This is a genomic window from Corynebacterium sp. S7 (genome assembly GCF_054401105.1).
Genome location: NZ_CM136760.1, coordinates 416,168 through 434,280 on the forward strand (window position 1 = coordinate 416,168; position 18,113 = coordinate 434,280).

Consider the following 18,113-nt stretch of genomic DNA (forward strand, 5'->3'; position numbering starts at 1 on the left):
TGCGGGCATGAACGCATTCGAACACTTCGCAGCCCAGTGGGGCCAGGCCATGGACATCCTGGCCGCCGCCTTTGGGCGCAGCGTGTTCGAGCTGTGCCAGGCTGGGCTGGACACGAAGATGGCCAAGCAGGTGGACAAGCTCGGCGAGGTGTATTTCGGGAAGACGAAGTCCACGAGGAAGCAGGCGCGGGCCCGCGGGTTTGCCGGGAAGCAGGGGCACACGCTGTTTACTCTGGCGGAGATTGAGACGATTGTCGGGCGGCTGAAAGATAAGAAACACGCGTGGAAGGTGCGCGAGGAGCTGTGCAAAGAAGCGCCGATCATGCGGCAGATTCAGGAGCGCGGCAAGGAACTCATCGCGGAGTTCAACGGGCCGGAAGTACCGGTGAATAAGCCTTCGGTGTCGGCCACGGCGATTCCGGGCTCAACCTATGTGAATTTTCGGGCGTGCGCGCCGGGCCACCTCGTGCAGGCGGCGATGGATGCGCTTCACGCCGAGGAGTCGGATGAGCACGTTGCGGTGAGGGCGATGAATATTCTTGCTGGTGGCGGGTCCGCGGGTGGGCCGCCGATAACGCCGGCGGTGGTCATTTCGCTGGACAATCTGGCGAAGGTGGTCGGCTACGAGGGCGACGACGTGATCCTCTCGCTGACCAACGGCACGCGGATGACGGGCAAGGACTTCGTGGAGGCCACGCTGACCGAGAAGGGTTTTGTCATGCTGGTGGATCCGGTCGAGGGGCCGGTCAACGTTTATTACGCAAGTAGGGTCGCCACCCCGAAGCAGCGGCTGATGCGCAGTATCTGCGACCCGGTGTGCGTCGGCGATGGGTGTGGCGTGGGCGCCGACTACTGCCAGATGAACCACAATGTTGCATGGTCAGCAGGCGGGCCGACGAACATTAACAACCTGTCTACGATGTGCAAGTTCCACAACGGGCGGATGGACGATGACCGAGGCAGTCCGCTGCATGGGCATGTGGACCAGGTCGATGGTCAGGTGTACTTCTTCCCGCCCTTTGGTGGAAAACCAAGGCTCAACGATCACCCGGTTGCCCGCGGAGGAGCAATGCGTTTGGTGTAGCCCAGCCCAATGGCGTGCACCACCCCACCGGCGAGCGGCCCGACAATCAGGGAGAGGCACACCGCCTCCACCAGACCAAGTGGGGCGAGGAAGAGGATCGAATAGGCCACAACGGAGGCCACGATCCAGCCGGAAACATACCAACCATGTTGTTCCATCGCCAGCACGGCCGTGCCGGTGATCATTAGCGTGCCCGTTAGCGCCGAGGCGAACGTCAGCGTGCCCAGAATCAGGCCCGGCACAAACAACTCCTCGCGGTAGAGCAGGCGCAGGATCCACGGACCAATCAGATACGCGGCCACGAAACCAACGACGCCAAGGCCCAGCACCGCGGCGACCGGCTTGATCAGGCTGGAGAAAATCTTCTCGCGCGCCTCAACGAATTTCACCACCAGCGCCGACTGGAAACGCTGCAGCGGCACCAGGATCGGCGCGCGCGTGAGCGTGACGGCATTAATAATGCCCGCAATGGTCACCGTGGTGGACGGATCCTCGTTCGGGAACGCAGCATTCAGGAAGGTGGGGTAGCCGGTGATCAGCGTGGCGGTCGCACCCGAGGCCAGCATCGCGGTGAGCACTCGGCGGATGAAGGCGTCGCGGTTGACGTCAAGGGCCACGCTTATCGACGAGCGCGCCGTCGGCGAGCAGGCCAAAATCACAATCCAGCTCGCGGCACCAATCACGGTGATTCCCAGGAACGCTGGAAGCCCCCAGCCAGCCGCCCAAGCTATGAGCACGGCAACCAGGCGCACGCCGGAGTCTAAGGCGACCAGGCTAGCGTATTGATTCCACAGGCCCGCACCCGAGAGCACACCCGACAGTACCGCCTGGAACACATAGCTGACCAGGCCGAATATCAGCAGCGCGGTGCCGAGTTCGGGGCTGGTCGGTACGACGCGGTCCATCATCAAAACGCCAACGGCAAGCGCAATCGCGGCGATGACCACGGCCAGGAGACCGCCGACCTTCCACGGATTCGCATCACGATGCTTGCCAGTACTCTCCGCACCGGCAACAGCACGGGTGGTTTCCTGGGTGATGCCGTCGATGAGCCCGGTCATGGCAAAGAACAAGCCCCAGTAGGCCTGGAAATAGCGCAGCTCTGTCTCGGCATTGAGTGGCCACTGGGCCGCCCACATCACGATGAAGCCGGCCAGGGCGGCGAACACGGTCGCCAGAGACAGTGATTTCACTTTATGGACACTCCGGTAATTCGGTTTGATCGAGCCAGAGGTGCAGCAGCTCGTCGACACGCGTGGTTGCAATGTCCCGGCTACGCGCGGCCGCATAGAGCTCGCGCTTCAAATCCTGGACCTCGACCACGGAATGGCGACCGGCCGCAACGTAGCGACGCACGGCCTGGAAAAACGCCTCGTCGCCAAGCAATCTGCGCAACGCATGCAACGTGATGGCGCCGCGCTTGTACACCCGATCGTCGAACATGTCGCGGGGACCGGGATCGCCAACAACGATGTCCTCGGGCTTCTCCGCCAAGATTGCGTACTCGGCCTCCACATTGACCTGCGCCGGTGTGCCCTTGTGTTCGAACCAGAGCCACTCGGCGTAACAGGCGAAACCCTCGTTGAGCCAGATGTCGTTCCACTGGGCGAGCCCCAGCGAATTGCCGAACCACTGGTGCGCGAGCTCGTGGGCGATCAGCCGCTCCCAGCCCTCGAGGTGGTTGACGCCGAAAATGGACAGGCCCTGGGCCTCCAGCGGAATCTCGAGTTCGTCCTCGGTCACAACAACAGTGTAATCAGCAAACGGGTACGGCCCGAAGGTTTGCTCGAAGAAATCCAGCATTTCCTGCTGCTGATCGAAGGCATCCGTGGTGGCATTCTCCGGCGGCAGCCACGCATGGGTGTTGCGGCCGAGATCCACGCGGACGTACTCGCCGACTTGCACCGTGGCCAGATACGAGGCCATCCGTTGCGTCGTCTCATACGTCCACGTCGTGCGGCTGCCACCGGCCTGCTTACTCACCAGCCTGCCGTTGGAAATGACCACATACGGGTCGTCGGCGCTGATCCGAATGGAGTAGCTGGCCTTCTCATCAGGTGTGTCGTCGCAGGGGAACCACGTCGGCGCGCCGATCGGCTGGCTGGCCACAAGCGCGCCGTTTTCCAGCTCTTCCCAGCCGATGTCGCCCCAGGTGGTGCGACGCGGGCGCGGGTTGCCACCGTAATAAATGGTCAGCGTGAACTCGGTATCTACCGGCACCTCGTTCTTAAACGTGATGCGCAGCTTTCCACCGGACTGCTTAAACCGCGCCACCTGCACGGACTGCCCCGCCGAGCCCTGCGCCGTGACCCGCCGCGCCACCATATTCGGCTGCAGATCCAACGTCAGACCACCGAGGGCCTTCCAATTGTCCAGCCGCAGCGTGGCGGTGCCCTCCAGCCGGTTCGGCTCGACCCGATAGGCCAGATTCAGGTCGTAGTGCCGAACATGGAAGCCGAGGTTGAAATCGACGCCGGTGTACGTATCGCGCGTACCCGGCACAGGTGTGGAGCGCAGCCTTTTGAGAATCATGATGCGGCTGAGTCTACCCCTATGTGCGCATCGAGCCACGAGTAGATCAGCCCTTCGACGCGCGCGGTCTGTTCGTTGTCGGCCGCACCCGCGTGCCCGCCCTTGGTGTTTTCGTAATAGTCCACGGGTTGGCCGGCCTTGGCCAGCGCGAGCGCGAAGGTCCGGGCGTGCGCGGGGTGGACGCGGTCGTCGCGGGTTGAGGTGGTCACGAGTGCGGGAGGGTATTTGCTTTGCGACGACACGTTCTGCAACGGCGACCACTTCTCAATTGCAGCGCGCTCGGTGGGATCCTCGGGGTCGCCGTATTCCGCCATCCACGAGGCTCCGGCGGAAAGGGTGTGGTAGCGCAGCATGTCGGTGAGCGGCACTTGGACCACGGCGGCACCGAAGGCCTCAGGGTACTGCGTCAGCGCGCCGGAGGTGAGCAGCCCGCCGTTGGATCCGCCCCGGATACCAATCTGCGCAGGCGCGCAATACCCGCGCGCAACGAGATCGGTAAGAACAGCATGGTGATCCTCCCAGACCTTATGCCGATTGGTTTTCACCACCTGCTCATGCCAGGCCGGGCCGAATTCGCCGCCGCCACGCAGGTTGGGTTGCACATAAAAGTAGCCCTTCTCCAGCCAGGCCAGCCCGCGCACCGCGGAATAGCCTGGGGTCAGCGAGACCTCGAAGCCGCCGTAGCCGCCCACCAAGGTTGGCCGGGCACCCAGCGAGAAATCACCGGTGATGAAATACGGGATCTTCGTGCCGTCGGCGGAGGTGGCCCAATGCTGGCGAGTCTCCAGGCCGGTGGCATCGAAGAGCGCGGGTGCCTGCTTGATCGGTTCCGCGCCCAGATACAGCGTTGACGGCGTGCTAAACGACGAGGCGTTGACCCAATATTCGTCGCCATCCAGCGGGCTTGTGGCCACAATGCTTGCCGACGAATTCTCCGGCAACTCAAGCTCGGCGCGCTCCCATGTATCTAGCGTAAACGCGGAAATATGGGTAACCACGTCGACGAGCGTGGTCACTAGGACCTGCGACTGAGTAAAAGAGATCGCGTCGACGGAGGTGTGCTCATCGGGTTCGATGAGAGTGGTGAAAGTGGGGGAGCCGACCAGGACGTCGTCGAGAAGCGAAACCGCGAGTGCGCCTGCCGTGACCCCGGCGAAGCCGGTGCGCGGTAGGACGAAGAGCCACTGCTTGTGTGGGATGGCTTCGCAGTCCAGCGGGATGTCGAGGGTGTGGCCGTCGATGGCGACTTCGGTGGTGTAGAAATCGATTGCGCGGGTGGTCACGGTGCGCTCGAAGCCGGGGGTGGAATCGTAGCCGGCGGCGACGAGCACGTCAGCGGGCTGGCCTTCGGCGATGACTTCGGCCTCGTGGATGTCCTGGCCGCGGTGCCAGCGCCTCGCCTGTCGCGGGTAGCCGGATTCAGTGAGCGAGCCCTCGCCGGTGTCGGTGCCCACGAGCAGGGTGTCAAGATCGACCCAGCTCACGTCGGTTTTCGCTTCGGGCAGCGTGAAGCCGTCTGCGAGAAAGGAGCGGGAGGCGAGGTCGAATTCGCGTACGACGGAGGCATCAGCACCACCGCGGGAGAGGCGCACGAGCGCACGGTCGTGGTGCAGGGGGCGCACGGTGGCACCCTTCCAGACCCAGTCCTCGTCTTCGGCTGTGGCGAGCGCGTCGACGTCGATGAGGATCTCCCACTCGGGCTGATCGGTGCGGTAGCTCTCCAGGGTGGTGCGGCGCCACAGGCCACGCGGGGAGGTGGCGTCGCGCCAGAAGTTGTAGAGGTACTCGCCGCGCCGGGAAACGTACGGGATGCGGGCGTCGGTGTCTAGGACATCGCGGATCCGAGCCTCGAGGGCGGAGAAGTCGCGTTGGGCAAGGGTCTGGGACGACCAATCCTCGGCCCACGCAAGGGCCGAGGATCCGGTGATGTCGTCTAACAGCTTGGGGTCAATCGAAGTGCGCATGCCCCAAGCTTAGGGGCTAGTTGGAATTAGAGCCCGAATGCAGGCTTGATGGTGTGCTCCCAGGACAGCTCGAGGTCCTCGCGCCAGCTTGGCCAGGAGTGGGTGCCGGTGTTGCGCAGCTCGTAGTAAGTATCTTCGGCCATGCCCAGGGAGTCAGTCTTCGCCTTCAGGTCATGGGTGCAACGGTTCATTGCGGCCTCGATGATACCGCCTTCAACCTGAAGTGTTGCCGCGGCAGCAGAAGCTGCAGTAGCGTCAGCGCCTTGCTGAGTGTAGTAGCCAGCCATATCGGTTTCACCAGCCAAACCGGTGCCGGTGGAGACGTAAACCTTGGTGTCAGCCAGGCCCTGAGCGTTGATCAGAGCGTCGTTGTAGTGATTGTAGGGTCCACCTACTGCGCCGACCATCTGCTCAGGCTGCGAGCCACCGCGGTTGATAGTCAGGCGCATGTACTCGTAAGTATGTGGAGTTGAGGTAGAAGCGCAACCAGAGAAGGAACCAACAGCGTCGTAGAAGCCTGGGTTATGCTCGGCGTGCAGCAGCGAAGAAGTAGCCGACATGGAGAAACCGACGATTGCGCGCTGGTTATTAGCCTTGAGCTCCGACTCGATTGGGCCAGGAAGCTCCTTGGTGATGAAGGTTTCCCACTTCTGCGGGCCACCCACCAGGTAGTTGGTGTCTACGTCCTGCTCCCAGTCCATGTAGTAGCTGAAAGCGCCAGCCTGAGGGATGACCACGTTCACGCCCTTGTTCTGGTAGAACTCCAGGCCACCGGTCTGGCGCAGCCAGTCAGCGTCCTGCTCGGCGCCACCAGCACCGTTGAGCATGTAGACGGTAGGAGCGTTGTCGATGCGCTTGCCATCAGCATCGCGTGCAGGGATGACGGCAACTGGAATCTGGCGGTTGTTCATCGAAGGCGAGGTAACAATGTAAGCCTCGACCTTTTCGCCATCAACGTAGTCCGCGAACCACTGCTGAGGTGCTCCGGTTGTGACTGCGTTAGGAACATCCTCCGCGGTCATTGTACGGACAGTGCCAACAGCAACCTCGCCAGCAACGTCAGCTGGGGTTAGGGTGGCAGACTGGGCAACCGGCGTAGCGCCGAGGGCAATGGCGATCGCTGCGCCAGCAGCGAGGACGGAACGCTTGAGCTTCATTTGGCGAGGCTTCCTTACCTGTAAATTAAATGTGAGGACAATGGGGTATCGTACCGCAGTGCGAAAACGTTAGCTGGACGCGAGCTAAAAAGGCACATGAAAGTTCACAGTTGACCCTAAACTTCGCCAACCTGTTGCGCAAGTGGTAATTGGGATTTAGATTGTTTGAGTAATGTCGCTCAATCTTCTGTGAAGCACCTGTAACAATCTGGCTGATTTCAGCGACACGAACCTTGAGAGGTTCTCCCACCGAAACAAATTAAGGAAAATTACCGTGAGCATCATCGAAATCATCCAGCTGCAAATCAACGAGGTCCTTGGCCAGTTCATCCACATGGGTTCCTCGGCATCCTCCCAGGGCGCGCTCCTGCTGGGTTGGCTCTAAGAGTCACTCCCCCCCGATAGCCTCCGCCAGAAAATGGCGGGGGCTTTCGTCGTAAAGCGAGCTTGTGCCCCCACAGGGGTGCAAAACACACACCTCTATATAAAAAGGACGTATCCTGTGAGGCGTGACTAATGAACATTATGACGTAGTAGTACTCGGCGCTGGCCCTGGTGGCTATGTGGCCGCCATCCGCGCAGCACAGCTGGGCAAAAAGGTCGCTGTTATTGAGAAGCAGTACTGGGGCGGTGTCTGCCTGAACGTGGGCTGTATCCCTTCCAAGTCGCTGATCAAGAACGCTGAAGTGGCGAACACCTTTAACCACGAGAAGGATGTTTTCGGCATCAAGGGCGACGTGACCTTCGACTACACCGATGCTCACAAGCGCTCCCGCAAGGTCTCCGAGAAGATCGTCGGCGGCGTGCACTACCTGATGAAGAAGAACAAGATCACCGAGATCAACGGTGTGGGTTCCTTCAAGGATGCGAAGTCCATCGAGATCACCGAGGGCGCCGATAAGGGCAGGACCGTCACCTTCGACGATTGCATTATCGCGACCGGCTCCGTGGTCAACAACCTGCGCGGCGTGGAATTCTCCGAGAATGTTGTCTCCTTCGAGGAGCAGATTCTTAACCCTGTGGCGCCGAAGAAGATGGTTATCGTCGGCGGCGGCGCAATCGGTATGGAGTTCGCATACGTTCTTAACGCTTACGGCGTTGACGTCACCGTGATCGAGTTCATGGACCGCGTCCTGCCAAACGAGGACAAGGAAGTTTCCAAGACCATTAACAAGGTCTACAAGAAGCTTGGCGTGAAGGTCCTGGCTGGTCACGCTACTACCGCTGTGCGCGACAACGGCTCTTCCGTTGAGGTGGATTACCAGAAGAAGGGCACCGACAAGACCGAAACCATCACCGTTGATCGCGTGCTGGTCTCTGTTGGTTTCCGTCCGCGCACCGAGGGCTACGGCCTGGAGAACACCGGCGTTGCGCTGACCGAGCGCGGCGCAATTGCTATCGACGATTACATGCGCACCAACGTCGAGCACATCTACGCCATCGGCGATGTGACCGCCAAGCTGCAGCTGGCTCACGTTGCTGAGGCAATGGGCATCGTTGCTGCCGAGGTTATTGCCGGCGCCGAGACCCAGACTCTGGGCGATTACCAGATGATGCCACGCGCTACCTTCTGTAACCCACAGGTCGCATCCTTTGGCTACACCGAGGAGTCCGCGAAGGAGAAGTGGCCTGAGAAGGAGATCAATGTCTCATCCTTCCCATTCTCCGCGAACGGTAAGGCCGTTGGCGCGAACGCAACCGAGGGCTTTGTCAAGATCGTTGCTGACGCGGAGTACGGCGAGTTGCTCGGCGCACACATGGTCGGCGAGGGCGTTTCCGACCTGACCCCGCAGCTGACCCTGGCGCAGAAGTACGACCTGACCGCGGGTGAGATCGCACGCAACGTGCACATCCACCCAACGTTCTCCGAGGCCATGAAGGAAGCTGCTCATGGCATCGAAGGTCACATGATCAACCTCTAATTCGCTTCACGACGAGCACCTGCCCCCATCGGGCGGGTGCTTTTTGCTTTACTGGGTGCATGGCTCAGGTTGTTGGAATTTTGGCGGACCAAGGCATGCCTTCCCTCGATGTGATGCGGATCTTGAACCATGCCACCGATTCAGCAGAATTCGTGCGTGACGACGAAGGCAACCTCCTGGGGCGAGCACAACGCGGGGAGATCGTCGTGGAGGCCAAGCTCGGCGAGATCCCCATGGATACCGAAGGAAACCTAGAGCTAGGCACAGGTGGGCCGCGCCTGTTGGAAGAACATGGATGGGATCGGCTGATTTATGTCACCGATCTTCCGCTGACTGCCTATAACCGCCCGGTGTTGACACAGCGGGATAGGGACTCGGATGCGTGGATCGTGTCATCGCCGACGTTTGGCTGGTGGGGTGCACAGCGGCGTTTGGAACGGGAGTTGGTTTCGCTAATTGATGGTGACGGACCCGTAGCTGGAACCGAAAACCCCCGCTCGCGGGCGCATAGCCAGGACGATGACGATGATGTGCACACCAGGGTGTTGGACCGGCCGCTGCGTTCGTGGCGGTTGATTGCAGGAACAATCCGCAGCAATCGGCCGTGGCGGATTCCGAAGGTGCTGACTACAGCGTTTGCGGCAATGGCGGCATCCGGTGGTTTCGGTGTGTTCTATGGATCGATCTGGCAGCTGGCCGATTCGATGTCCTACCTGCGACTCTTTCTCGTCGGGGTGCTTGCTGTGGTTGTTTTTACGGGCTGGATTATTGTGCACAATCGGATGTTTGTCCGAGCTGACGAGAACCACAGTGCGTGGCGGCGCAATATTGACAATATTTCGACCTTCGGCACGATCGCCTTCGCCATTGGGATCTTATACATCACGATCTTTCTTGCAATGACGGGCTTGACTGCGATGATCGTGCCAGCTGACTACATGGCGAATTACTTATCTCATGACGTGAGCTGGCTGACCTATGTTTCGATTGGCTGGCTCTCAGCGTCGCTGGGGACGTTCGCCGGTGCGATCGGTTCGAACTTCGACGAGACCGGCGCGATCCAGAATGCAACGTACAGCGATCGCGAGTACGAACGACGCGCTCGTTGGGGGCAGTTCTAGCGCGTTGCTATTAATTGCTATTAATACGGTGCGATGGCAGTGGAGTGCGGGTCGATGTTGAGCGGCATGTGTACTGCGGGGAAGGCGCGCTGGGCGCAGTTCTGCCGGGGGCAGACGCGGCAGCCGGAACCGATTTGGTCGGCTTGCTCGGCATCGTCGAGAGGAAGGCCCGCGGCGTAGATCGTGCGCTCGGCGTGACGGGTCTCGCAGCCCAGTCCGATGGCGAAGAGTTTGTCGGTGTCCTGGAACTTGCGGCGGTGGTGACGCACCGTGCGCGCGATCCAGAGATAGGTGCGACCGTCGGGCATTTGGGCGTGCTGACGCACGATGTCGCCGGGTTGGGCGAAGGCGTCATAGAGCGCCCACAGGGGGCAGGTGCCGCCGGAGGTAGAGAAGTGGAAACCGGTGGCGGACTGGCGCTTCGACATGTTGCCGGCGCGGTCGACGCGCACGAAGGTAAACGGCACGCCGCGCAGGTTGGGCCGCTGCAGGGTGGACAGCCTAGAGGCGACGGTTTCGTAGCCCACGCCGAAGATATTAGAGAGGTACTCCACGTCGTAGCCGGCCTTCTCGGCGGCGGAGTGGATCAGGCCGTAGGGCAAGATTGTGGCGGCGGCGAAGTAGCTGGCCACGCCGCGGCGGGCAAGATTGACGGAGGCTTCGTCGGAAAGCGGCTCGTCGACAAGTTCATCGTCGATAAGTGTGCCTGTTTCTAAATAGGCGAGCTCGCTGGCCATGCGGAAGGCGCGCTGGCCAGTGGAGAGCAGCGTGGACAGCGAGAGGATGCCTCGCTCAGCGTCGAAGGTGTGCAGCGTGCCGTCGACGGCGGAGGAATCCTCGACGGTGATGTTGTGCTTGTCGCGCAGGCGGGCCTCGAGGGCTTCCTCGGTGTCGCGGATGCCAAAGAGGTCGACGCCGAGCTCTGCCGCGAGGTCCTCGGCGGTGTGGTCGATCTCGTCGAGGTAGTTTTGGCGCGAATAGAAGAAATCGCGCACCTCGTCGTGCGGCATGGAGATCGCCGTGTCGCTCGTGGTGCGCTGGTCTGTGGCGATGGTGAGTTTGTCGCGGACGTTGCGATAACGACGATGCATGTCCACCATCGCGCGGGCGACCGTGGGGTGGTTATAGACTAATTCGGAAAGCTCTTGGAGCTCCACGTCGCTCGCCGCGATTTCTTGGTCGCCGACGACATCTTTGAGCTCGGCGAGGAGACGGGAATCGTCGTCACGCGAAAAGAAGGTGGCATCGACGCCGAAGGCTTCGGTGATGCGCAGGAGCACGGGCACGGTGAGCGGCCGCACGTCGTGCTCAATCTGATTGACGTAGCTTGCTGACAAATCGAGTGCGGCGGCAAGAGATGCCTGGCTTAAGTTTCGCTCGCGGCGCAGTTGGCGGAGGCGCGAGCCCACGTACGTCTTTCCCATGGGCACATCTAACCAAATATTGTGAAGAATTGTGTGAGTATCGCTGCGAAAAAAGTTAACTCTCAGCAAAATCGGAACTTCGCCTGCGTGTTAATTTTTGGCTCCGTCGAAAGTTTGACACCTTTGGGGGTAAAAGCGGGGAGGAAATGTCCGTAAGTGGGGTAGTGGTGGCAAAGATCACAAGTGCTTACTACTTTGGGGACCTGTGGGCACAATGTGAAGATCTGAAAAACATAGTGTGAAGTGGAATCTCGCAGTAAGTGGGGTGACCTGCATGCATTCTTCGCAGCGTTGCGAAGATCTGGCTGCTAGCTTTCGGCGCAGTGGTGCAGAAACCCGGCAATGCCGAACCGCCAGCGAAAAGGGGGTCCGACGGTGTGAAATGGAAAATCGTGTAACTAGGACGTGACCGACTTAACCACGTAGAGTGATTACGACACTGGAGGTGCCATGACTGTACAAAACGCAGACCGTGACGCAATTCGCCACGGTAAAATTACCGAAAAGCCGCTGCGCGAGCGGCCTTCGTATCCAACGTGGGCGCTGAAGCTCACAATGGCCATCACCGGCCTGATCTTCGCGCTATTCGTACTCGGCCATATGGTCGGAAACTTAAAGCTTTACATGCCAGACCACGGTGGCGTGCCTGCCTTGGACATTTACGGTGAATTCCTGCGCACCATGGGCGAGCCACTGCTGCCACGCGAGGGCCTGCTGTGGATCATCCGCATCGTGCTGCTTGTGTCGATTGTGCTGCATATTTACGGTGCGTTCGCTCTCCACAGCCGCTCGAAGCGGTCCCGTGGCAAGTTCAAGCGCACCAACCTGATGGGCGGCACGCAGTCCGTTGCTGCACGCTACATGCTGGTCACCGGCGTTATCTTGCTGCTGTTTATCATTTTCCACCTCCTCGATCTGACGCTGGGCACCGTAGTTGCGTCCAGCTCCTTCGAGCACGGTGCTGTGTACAACAACATGGTTGCAACCTTCGCCCCTGAGCGTTGGTGGGTCACCCTGGTTTACGTTGTTGCAAACCTGGCTCTGTTCCTGCACCTGACCCACGGCATCTACCTGGCTGTCTCCGACCTTGGTTGGTTGGGCAAGCGCGGCCACGTGATCATGGTGATCCTGGCGTACTGGCTGCCAGCCATCGTTGTCATTGGCAACATTGTTATGCCGCTGTCCATCACATTCGGTTTGGTCTCGTAGGAGGAGTTAAGCCAACATGACTACTGAACAGGGCGCGCAGCGCGCCGAATTCCAGCACCCGACATCTATCGTCGCGGGTGTTACCCCGGGAACCATCCTTGAGAACAATGAGCCTAAGGGTGTCCCAATGAAGGAAATGTGGGACTACAACAAGGACCACATGGAACTTGTTTCCCCACTGAACCGTCGCAAGTTCACCGTGCTTGTTGTGGGTACCGGCCTCTCCGGCGGCGCCGCAGCCGCTGCACTCGGCGAGCTGGGCTACAACGTGAAGTCCTTTACCTACCACGATGCTCCTCGTCGTGCGCACTCCATTGCTGCGCAGGGCGGCGTGAACTCCGCTCGTGGCAAGAAGGTCGACAACGACTCGGCTTACCGCCACACCAAGGACACCGTCAAGGGCGGCGACTACCGCTGTCGCGAGTCTGACTGCTGGCGCCTAGCCATCGAGTCCGGCCGCGTGATCGACCACATGAACGCCATCGGCGCACCATTCGCTCGCGAATACGGCGGCACCCTGGCAACCCGTTCCTTCGGTGGTGTGCAGGTCTCTCGTACTTACTACACCCGTGGCCAAACGGGCCAGCAGCTGCAGCTGTCCACCGCGTCGGCTCTGCAGCGCCAGATCCACCTGGGCAACGTGGAGATCTTCACCCACAACGACCTAGTTGACCTGATCGTGACCGAGAAGGACGGCCAGAAGCGCTGCGAGGGCATTGTTACCCGCAACCTGATTGACGGCTCCATCACCCCGTTCACCGGCCACGCCGTGATCCTGGCAACCGGTGGCTACGGCAACGTCTACCACATGTCCACCCTGGCTAAGAACTCCAACGCTGGTGCGATGATGCGCGCGTACGAGCAGGGTGCATACCTGGCTTCGCCTTCCTTCATTCAGTTCCACCCGACGGGCCTGCCTGTCAACGCTGAGTGGCAGTCGAAGACGATTCTGATGTCTGAGTCCCTGCGCAATGACGGCCGTATCTGGACGCCAAAGGAAAAGGGCGACGACCGCGATCCAAACACCATTCCGGAAGAAGAGCGCGATTACTTCCTTGAGCGCCGCTACCCAGCGTTCGGTAACCTGGTCCCACGCGACGTTGCATCCCGTGCAATCTCGCAGCAGATCAACGCTGGCTACGCAGTTGGCCCGCTGAAGAACTCCGCTTACCTGGACTTCCGCGACGCCATCGAGCGCCTCGGCAAGGACACCGTCCAGGAGCGTTACTCGAACCTGTTCGACATGTACGAGGACGCGATCGGCGAGGACCCATACACCACGCCAATGCGTATCGCTCCGACCTGCCACTTCACCATGGGCGGCCTGTGGACGGACTTCAACGAGATGACCTCCATCGACGGCCTTTTCGCCGCCGGCGAGGCATCCTGGACCTACCACGGCGCAAACCGCTTGGGTGCGAACTCCCTGCTCTCGGCTTCCGTTGATGGCTGGTTCACCCTGCCATTCACCGTGCCGAACTACCTGGCCCGCCACCTCGGCGAGCCTGTTCTTGCTGAGGATTCCGCAGCAGCTCAGGAAGCTGTCAACCGTGCGAAGGCACGCCTGGACAAGCTGATGAGTGTCGAGGGCCCGAACCCACACGGATCTGACTACTACCACCGCCAGCTCGGCGAGATCCTGTACAAGTACTGTGGCGTTTCTCGTAACATCGAGGGCCTGCAGCAGGGCATCAAGGAAATCCGCGCCCTGCGCGAAGATTTCTGGACCAACGTCCAGGTCCCAGGTGGCACCGACTACATGAACCAGGCACTCGAGCAGGCAGCTCGCGTTGCTGACTACATCGACTTGGGCGAGCTCATGTGCGTTGACGCACTCGACCGCGATGAGTCCTGTGGTGCACACTTCCGCGACGACCACCTCTCCGAGGACGGCGAGGCAGAGCGTGACGACGAGAACTGGTGCTTCGTTTCCGCATGGGAACCAGCTGGCGACGAAAAGTTCGTCCGCCACGCAGAGCCACTGTACTTTGAATCGATTCCGCTGATGACAAGGAACTACAAGTAATGAAACTGACACTTGAGATCTGGCGTCAAGCCGGACCTGAAACCGGCGGCGCTTTTGAAACCGTTCAGGTCGACGACGCTGTTGAGCAGATGTCCATCCTGGAGCTGCTCGACCACGTAAACAACAAGTTCATCGAAGAGGACAAAGAACCATTCGCGTTCGCCTCTGACTGCCGCGAGGGCATCTGCGGTACCTGTGGCCTGACCGTCAACGGTCGCCCACACGGTGCGGGCCAGAACACCCCTTCTTGCCAGCAGCGCTTGGTGAACTACAAGGACGGCGACACCCTAAAGATCGAGCCGTTCCGCTCCAACGCATTCCCAGTGATCAAGGACATGGTTGTTGACCGTTCCGCACTGGACCGCGTGATGCAGCAGGGTGGCTACGTCTCCATCCAGGCTGGTACCGCACCAGATGCTGATACCTTGCACATCAATCACCACGACGCAGAGCAGGCACTCGACTTCGCAGCCTGCATCGGCTGTGGCGCTTGCGTTGCTGCCTGCCCTAACGGCGCAGCTCACCTGTTCACTGGTGCAAAGCTGAACCACCTCAAGCTGACCCCACTGGGTAAGCAGGAGCGTGGCAAGCGTGCACGCCAGATGGTCGACGAGCTGGAGACCAACTTCGGCCACTGCTCGCTGTACGGCGAGTGTGCAGATGTTTGCCCGGCGGGCATCCCACTTGAGGCCGTCGGCGCCATCAATAAGGAACGCGCACGTGCCGCATTCCGTGGCAAGGATGACTAGAATAAACACTAGTTGTGTTTAAAGTCTTGGCAGCCCCCATGCTGCAAGGCAATCGTGAATGAAAGAGAGAATAGGTAATGAGTGCACAGAACTCAGTAGCAGACATCAAGTCTGAATCTTTCCCAGAATATTCCGGGAAGCTGCAGGATTCCTACATTGATGGCTATGACCCAGTTTCCCTGGGTGCACCCCACTCCTCCCTGATCCGTTCCTCCACCTGGATTGGCATGGGTCTGGTTATGGCATCGCTGGCTTTCGTCGGCATCCTGCTCTGGGGCCTCGGTACCGCAATCTGGGGCACTGGCACTGCAACTGATCACACCTCCGTGCTGATCACCATCGGCGCAGTTGGCACCGTTCTTGGCTTCGGCATTGGTTTCGGTCTGATCTACCGTGGTCGCCGTTACTACCGCCAGTACCGTGCAGAAACTGGTCGCGCGAACTAATTCTCTCGCTCGTTAAAACCCCCTTGCCCTTAAGCGGTGCAGGGGGGTTTCGCCATACTATGGCAGGCATACTATGAAGTAGATGTACTGATCCACTTCCGATCAACTGAAAGACTGACTTCTAACATGGGTAGACATGCCTTGCCAGGCGAAACTGAGGCGAACGTAACACCTGATAAATCCACCATGCCGGGGATGAGCGCGGAGAAGGAAGCCGAGCGTCGTCGCTCGCTGCGCAAAAACCAAGCCTTCGCTACTGGCCTACTCGTGATCGCAGCCGTGATTTTTCTGTCCTGCTCCTGGTGGCAGTCGCAGGGCACGGCTCCGGTCTGGGTAGGCTACGTCCGCGCGGCCGCGGAGGCGGGCATGATTGGTGGTCTCGCGGACTGGTTCGCGGTCACCGCTATTTTCCGCCACCCGATGGGGATCCCGATCCCGCACACCGCGCTGATTCCGAAGAAGAAGGACCAGCTCGGCGAAGCGCTCTCGGGATTTGTCGGCGAGAACTTCCTCAACGCTGAGCTGATTACGGAAAAGGTAACCCAGGCCAACATTCCCGAAAAGGTCGGCCAGTGGATGTCAAAGCCCGCCAACGCCGACCTGATTTCGCGCAAGGCCGGTGAGTTCGGTGTCTACGCCCTGCGTTCTCTGGATCCGAAGGATGCCGAAGACCTGATTAATTCGCAGGTCATCGCTCGTCTCGCCGAGCCGACCTGGGGCCCGATCGCGGGCCGCGCGCTCGAGGGGCTCATCGCAGATGGCAAGACGGAGCCCGTCGTCGATACGCTGATCTCGTGGGCCCGCGAAAAGGTTGATGGGATGGAGGACTCCATCGTTTCGCTTCTCGACGAGCGCATGCCGAAATGGGCCCCGCGCTTCGCCAAGGAGCTGGTGGGCGAACGGGTCTATGCCGAGCTGGTGAAGTTTATGGAAGACGTTGATACTGATCCAGATCACAAGGCGCGCCAGGCGATTCGCAAGCAGCTCAACCAGCTGGCCCAGGATCTGCAGTTCGACGGCGAGATGATTACCAAGGTCGAGAATTTCAAGGCTGAGGTGATGGGCTCAAAGGTTGTCCAAGGTGCTGCCTCCGAGATCTGGGCAAGCGTGTCCACCTCGCTGATTGATGCGCTTTCGGATCCAGATTCCACGATGCGTCGTCGCATAGCGGAAATTGCTGTCTACTGGGGCAACCGCATTCAAACCGACGAGGAAGTACGCGAGCACCTGGACCGGATGATTACCGGCACCGCTTCCTACCTGGCTGAAAACTATGCGGGCGAGGTGACCAGCATCATTTCGGAGACCATCCAACGCTGGGACGCAGAAGAAGCCAGCGAAAAGATCGAGCTGATGGTGGGCAAGGACCTGCAATACATCCGCGTCAATGGCACCGTAGTCGGTGCGTTGGCCGGTTTGGTTATTTACACTGTTAATCAGCTGCTCTTTGGCGTCTAGACCCACTTAAAAGTACTTAAAAGTGATTGATTGCGAAGGAAGAAGATCACCATGACTGAACCGACCAACAAGAACAATGACTCCGTGCGTGATTCCCTGAAGGGTGTCGGTGAGGCGCTGCTGAATGCAGGCGGTCGCCTCGGCGATGCTGTGGGGGATTTCAGCGAGCGTTTCAAGGCAGACCGGACAGATTCCTCAAAGGAAGGCAACGCTCTCGCCGAGCAGGTCAAGCAGGCCGTCGCCCGCGCGCGGACGTCCTTCGGCGAGGCCAAGGACGCCGAGCAGTACAAGCGTGCGGGCGCTTCCTTCGCCGGCGATGCCGAGAACATCTTCCGCGACATCAGCGGCTCGTTCACGCGCGCGGCGCAGGGAGCCAAGGATTCCGAGGACGCGGGCGCTGCCCGTGAATCGCTGAATTCCGCGATGGATCAGATCCGTCAGACCTTCGACCAGAGCGTCAGCCAGATTCGTGAGCGGACCGCTAAATCCGGCTCTGAGCAGGACAAGCAGGAAAGCGAAGGCTTCATCAACGAGATGCGCGGCCGCCTGGAGGACTTGATGTCGCGGGTCAATGACGGGTTGGATAAAGCGCAGGACAAGGCTCAGGACTCCACCAAAAACACCGCCGCGGATATCATTGACGGTGAAGTCGTTTCGGAGTCCGATACCGACACCCCGAAAAACCCATCTAACGGAGAAAATTCCTAAATGCTCGATTTTTCAACCACTACCCTGACGATTGCAAGTATCCCGACCCTCCTGGAGAACCTATTGTTCTTACTGGTGGCAATCGCCGGTATTGTCGGCGCGGTTATGGCAGCAACTACCCGGGAAGATGCCTTTGAGGCAGCGAATCGTCAGTCGAAGTGGATCTGGGTAGCCATCCTGGTTGCCAGCGCCTTCGCGTGCCTGTTGTCACTGCCATTTTTGTCTTGGATCGGTGCCATCGCCATCGGCCTGTACTACTTTGATGTGCGCCCGCAGATCAACAGCATCCTGCGCGGCGACTACTACTAAAGCC

At 60.0% G+C, this 18,113-nt stretch carries 15 protein-coding genes; 10 read left to right on the forward strand and 5 right to left on the reverse strand.

Translation table 11 applies throughout. The features are described from left to right. Positions 1–7 precede the first annotated feature (7 nt). Positions 8–1,084 (forward strand): HNH endonuclease signature motif containing protein, encoded by a 1,077-nt coding sequence (locus tag ACXZ66_RS02100; RefSeq protein ID WP_458750163.1) that lies wholly within the window; start codon positions 8–10, stop codon positions 1,082–1,084. Here the strand turns inward: ACXZ66_RS02100 and ACXZ66_RS02105 are convergent. From ACXZ66_RS02105 to ACXZ66_RS02120, 4 genes are read right to left on the reverse strand one after another with little or no spacing between them, the layout of a single operon-like run. Further along, positions 1,045–2,277, reverse strand: a complete 1,233-nt coding sequence (locus tag ACXZ66_RS02105) for a hypothetical protein (RefSeq protein WP_458750164.1) — start codon at positions 2,275–2,277, stop codon at positions 1,045–1,047. The two genes, ACXZ66_RS02100 and ACXZ66_RS02105, sit on opposite strands and share 40 nt — an antisense overlap. A gap of 1 nt (position 2,278) precedes the next feature. Beyond that, a complete protein-coding gene (locus tag ACXZ66_RS02110) occupies positions 2,279–3,616 on the reverse strand; it encodes a M1 family metallopeptidase (RefSeq protein ID WP_458750165.1) in 1,338 nt (445 codons plus the stop codon). After that, the gene (locus ACXZ66_RS02115) at positions 3,613–5,580 is read right to left on the reverse strand and encodes a prolyl oligopeptidase family serine peptidase (protein WP_458750166.1); all 1,968 of its coding nucleotides are present in this window, start codon (positions 5,578–5,580) and stop codon (positions 3,613–3,615) included. Before ACXZ66_RS02115 ends, ACXZ66_RS02110 begins: the two co-directional genes overlap by 4 nt. Before the next feature lie 26 nt (positions 5,581–5,606). Further along, positions 5,607–6,737, reverse strand: coding sequence for an alpha/beta hydrolase (locus tag ACXZ66_RS02120; protein WP_458750167.1), 1,131 nt, complete (start codon positions 6,735–6,737; stop codon positions 5,607–5,609). A gap of 509 nt (positions 6,738–7,246) precedes the next feature. Between ACXZ66_RS02120 and lpdA the strand changes: the two genes are divergently transcribed. After that, complete coding sequence (lpdA, locus tag ACXZ66_RS02125; RefSeq protein WP_458750168.1) at positions 7,247–8,659, forward strand: dihydrolipoyl dehydrogenase; 1,413 nt, start codon at positions 7,247–7,249, stop codon at positions 8,657–8,659. A gap of 59 nt (positions 8,660–8,718) precedes the next feature. Further along, positions 8,719–9,780 (forward strand): hypothetical protein, encoded by a 1,062-nt coding sequence (locus ACXZ66_RS02130; protein ID WP_458750169.1) that lies wholly within the window; start codon positions 8,719–8,721, stop codon positions 9,778–9,780. A gap of 20 nt (positions 9,781–9,800) precedes the next feature. On the opposite strand, the gene ramB is transcribed toward ACXZ66_RS02130, so the two are convergent. Further along, on the reverse strand, positions 9,801–11,204 hold the full coding sequence (ramB, locus tag ACXZ66_RS02135; protein WP_458750170.1) for an acetate metabolism transcriptional regulator RamB: 1,404 nt from the start codon (positions 11,202–11,204) through the stop codon (positions 9,801–9,803). Between the two features lie 450 nt (positions 11,205–11,654). Here ramB and ACXZ66_RS02140 point away from each other — a divergent pair, with 450 nt between their 5' ends. From ACXZ66_RS02140 to ACXZ66_RS02170, 7 genes are all read left to right on the forward strand, one after another. Continuing rightward, positions 11,655–12,413, forward strand: coding sequence for a succinate dehydrogenase cytochrome b subunit (locus ACXZ66_RS02140; protein ID WP_458750171.1), 759 nt, complete (start codon positions 11,655–11,657; stop codon positions 12,411–12,413). 16 nt (positions 12,414–12,429) lie between these two features. After that, positions 12,430–14,439: a fumarate reductase/succinate dehydrogenase flavoprotein subunit gene (locus tag ACXZ66_RS02145; RefSeq protein WP_458750172.1), complete on the forward strand. Its 2,010-nt coding sequence runs from the start codon at positions 12,430–12,432 to the stop codon at positions 14,437–14,439. Next, positions 14,439–15,188 (forward strand): succinate dehydrogenase/fumarate reductase iron-sulfur subunit, encoded by a 750-nt coding sequence (locus tag ACXZ66_RS02150; RefSeq protein ID WP_458750173.1) that lies wholly within the window; start codon positions 14,439–14,441, stop codon positions 15,186–15,188. Before ACXZ66_RS02145 ends, ACXZ66_RS02150 begins: the two co-directional genes overlap by 1 nt. Positions 15,189–15,265: 77 nt before the next feature. Beyond that, positions 15,266–15,634: a hypothetical protein gene (locus ACXZ66_RS02155; RefSeq protein WP_458750174.1), complete on the forward strand. Its 369-nt coding sequence runs from the start codon at positions 15,266–15,268 to the stop codon at positions 15,632–15,634. A 126-nt stretch (positions 15,635–15,760) separates the two neighbouring features. Then, on the forward strand, positions 15,761–17,092 hold the full coding sequence (locus ACXZ66_RS02160) for a DUF445 domain-containing protein (RefSeq protein WP_458750175.1): 1,332 nt from the start codon (positions 15,761–15,763) through the stop codon (positions 17,090–17,092). Positions 17,093–17,143: 51 nt separating this feature from the next. Further along, complete coding sequence (locus tag ACXZ66_RS02165) at positions 17,144–17,800, forward strand: CGLAU_01105 family protein (RefSeq protein WP_458750176.1); 657 nt, start codon at positions 17,144–17,146, stop codon at positions 17,798–17,800. After that, positions 17,801–18,109 carry a DUF2516 family protein gene (locus tag ACXZ66_RS02170; protein WP_458750177.1) on the forward strand — a complete coding sequence of 103 codons (309 nt, stop codon included), beginning with the start codon at positions 17,801–17,803 and terminating at the stop codon, positions 18,107–18,109. It abuts the gene before it with no gap. Positions 18,110–18,113 lie beyond the last annotated feature (4 nt).